Genomic DNA, 2,915 nt, shown 5'->3' with positions numbered 1-2,915 from the left:
CTTTGCCTGCGCCACGTGCCATGCGCAGCCGGGTTTGCGCATCCGCCTGCAGGAGCTGCCCGATCTGCTGACCGCCGCAGGCGCGCGTTCGGCCTACACCACCTGGCCCGGCTACCGCGTCTCGCAAGGCGAAGTGCGCACCATGCAGCACCGCCTGTACGACTGCCTGCGCCAGCAGCGCTTTCCCGAACCGCTCTACGGCGCCGAGGTGATCACGGCGCTGGAGCTGTTCCTCGCCCGCAACGCCAACGGCGGCAAGATGGACGCGCCGTCGATCAAACGATGAGGCCGACCATGCTCCGAACGACGCTCATCGCAATGGCCTGCGTGGCCGCTATCACACACGCGGCGCACGCAGCGGATGCGAATTCCATCACAGCGCCCAAGCCGGATACGAAGGCCGACGCGGCGCTCGCCAAGGTCATCCACGAGAGTTTTGTCTCCAAGGGCCCAGCCACCGTGCAAGGCGTGACCGAGCGCGATGACGTGCAGAAGCTCTGCAGCCAGTACCCGGACCGCAACGCGGTGCCGGCCGCCGTCGCCAAGAAGCTGGAAGACGCGCAGCTCCAGACCATCCACTACCCGCAGGACGGCAAGTGGCTCGGCGACTGGAAAGAGGGCGAGAAGACCGCGCAGAGCGGCCGCGGCATGCAGTTCTCCGACCCGGCCGGCACCGTCAACGGCGCCAACTGCTATGCCTGCCATCGGCTGTCGAAGGACGAAGTGTCGTACGGCACCATCGGTCCGTCGCTGTACCAGTACGGCAAGCTGCGCGGCGATTCCGAGGCGATCCTGCGCTACACGTGGGGCAAGATCACCAACTCCAACGCGTATGCGGCGTGCTCCAACATGCCGCGCTTCGGGCACAAGGGCATCCTGACGGAACAGCAGATCCGCGATGTGATGGCGCTGCTGTTTGATCCGGCCTCGCCGGTCAACCAGTAGCGATGGCCATGCGGGCGGCGCAGCGCTTCGTGATGGGGCTGGTGGCAGCGGTGGTGTTGGCGGCCGGCGCCGCGCACGCCGTGGAAGTGGGCGACGTGGTGTCGCTGCCCGAGGTGCAGTTGCTCGACGGCACGCGCGTGCCGGGCGAGGCATGGCGCGGTCATCCCGTCATCATTGCCACCTGGGCGTCGTGGTGCCCGTTCTGCGCGCTGCAGAACCCGCGCCTGCAAAAGCTCTATGACGCCACGCGCGGCACCGACCTGCGCTTTCTTACCATCAGCATCGACGCCAATCCGCAGCTCGCCCGCGACTACGTCGCCAAGCGCGGCTTCACCTTGCCCGTCACGATGGAATCCGACGCGCTGTGCGTCGCCACTGGCCCGCGCAAGGGGCTGCCGGAGCTGCTGGTGCTCGACGCCAACGGCCGCGTAGTGCGCAAGGAACTCGGTGAGATGCTCGAAGACGACGTCGCCGACCTCGCCCGCTACGCCCACGCCACCAAGGCACCCGCCCGATGAACCGCCGCGAGTTCGTCCAGGCGCTGGCCGTAGCCGCCGCCGCTGGCCTGCGCCTGACCGACGCCCACGCCGACACCGTGGCGTACGATCTGCCGCGCTTCGGCAACGTTCACCTGCTGCACTTCACCGACTGCCACGCGCAGTTGCTGCCGATCGAGTACCGCGAGCCCAACGTGAACCTGGGCGTGGCGCAATGGACCGGGCAGCCGCCGCATCTGGTCGGCCATGCGCTGCTCAAGCACTACGGCATCGCGGCGGGCTCACGCGCCGCGCACGCCCTCACGTCGCTCGACTTTGCCGAGGCCGCGCGCCGCTACGGCCGCATGGGCGGCTTCGCGCACCTGGCCACGCTCGTCAAACGCCTGCGCGCCACGCGCCCGAACGCGCTGCTGCTTGACGGCGGCGACACGTGGCAGGGCTCGGCTACCGCGCTGTGGACCAACGGCCAGGACATGGTCGATGCGGCCCTCGCGCTCGGCGTGGACGTGATGACCCCGCACTGGGAAATGACCTACGGCGCCGACCGCGTGCGCCACGTGGTCGACCACGATTTCAAGAACAAGGTCGCCTTCGTCGCGCAGAACATCCAGACAGCCGACTTCGGCGACCCGGTGTTCGACCCGTACGTGCTGCGCGAACTGAACGGCGCGCCGGTCGCCATCATCGGGCAGGCGTTCCCCTACACGCCGATCGCGCACCCGGCCGATTTCACGCCCGACTGGACTTTCGGCATCCAGGAAGCACGCCTGCAGAAGATGATCGACGAGGCGCGCGGCAAGAGCGCGAAGGTGGTCGTCCTGCTGTCGCACAACGGCATGGACGTCGACCTGAAGCTGGCCTCGCGCGTGCGTGGGCTCGATGTCATCCTCGGCGGTCATACGCACGATGCGGTGCCGGCGCCGGTCAAGGTCAGCAACCCGGGCGGCGTGACGCTGGTCACCAACGCCGGCGCCAACGGCAAGTTCGTCGGCGTGCTGGACCTGGACGTGCGCGGCGGTGCCGTACGCGGTATTCGCTACACGCTGCTGCCGGTCTTCGCCGACCTGCTGCCGGCCGACCCGGCCATGGCCGCGCTCATCGAACGCGTGCGTGCGCCCTACCAGGACAAGCTCGGCGAGGTGCTCGCCACGAACCGTGGCCTGCAGTACCGGCGCGGTAACTTCAACGGCACCTTCGACCAGCTCATCGTCGATGGATTGATGGCCGCGCAGGGCGCCGAGATCGCCTTCTCGCCCGGGTTCCGCTGGGGCACGACGCTGCTGCCCGGCGAGCCCGTCACGATGGAAGCGCTGATGGCCCAGACCGCCATCACCTACCCGGCCGCCACGCTCACCGAGATGACCGGCACCACCATCAAGACCGTGCTCGAAGACGTGGCCGACAACCTGTTCAATCCCGACCCGTACTACCAGCAGGGCGGCGACATGGTGCGCACCGGCGGCCTGCGCTACA

3 protein-coding genes and 1 pseudogene are annotated in these 2,915 nt (G+C 68.4%); all 4 read left to right on the top strand.

Translation table 11 applies throughout. The annotated features are described in order from the left end of the window. Positions 1–286 (top strand): annotated as a pseudogene (locus QZ609_RS26060) (sulfur oxidation c-type cytochrome SoxA); the annotation flags it as partial. Between the two features lie 8 nt (positions 287–294). Then, positions 295–945 carry a sulfur oxidation c-type cytochrome SoxX gene (soxX, locus tag QZ609_RS26055; RefSeq protein WP_295501270.1) on the top strand — a complete coding sequence of 217 codons (651 nt, stop codon included), beginning with the start codon at positions 295–297 and terminating at the stop codon, positions 943–945. Positions 946–953: 8 nt separating this feature from the next. Continuing rightward, positions 954–1,463: a TlpA disulfide reductase family protein gene (locus QZ609_RS26050; RefSeq protein WP_295501272.1), complete on the top strand. Its 510-nt coding sequence runs from the start codon at positions 954–956 to the stop codon at positions 1,461–1,463. After that, a partial coding sequence (gene soxB / locus QZ609_RS26045) for a thiosulfohydrolase SoxB (RefSeq protein ID WP_295501267.1) occupies positions 1,460–2,915 on the top strand: 1,456 nt, incomplete at its 3' end. The genes QZ609_RS26050 and soxB, both read left to right, overlap by 4 nt.

It is taken from the genome of uncultured Ralstonia sp. (genome assembly GCA_913056305.1).
Taxonomy (GTDB): Bacteria; Pseudomonadota; Gammaproteobacteria; order Burkholderiales; family Burkholderiaceae; genus Ralstonia.
This window is presented reverse-complemented; position numbering and strand designations above follow the sequence as displayed.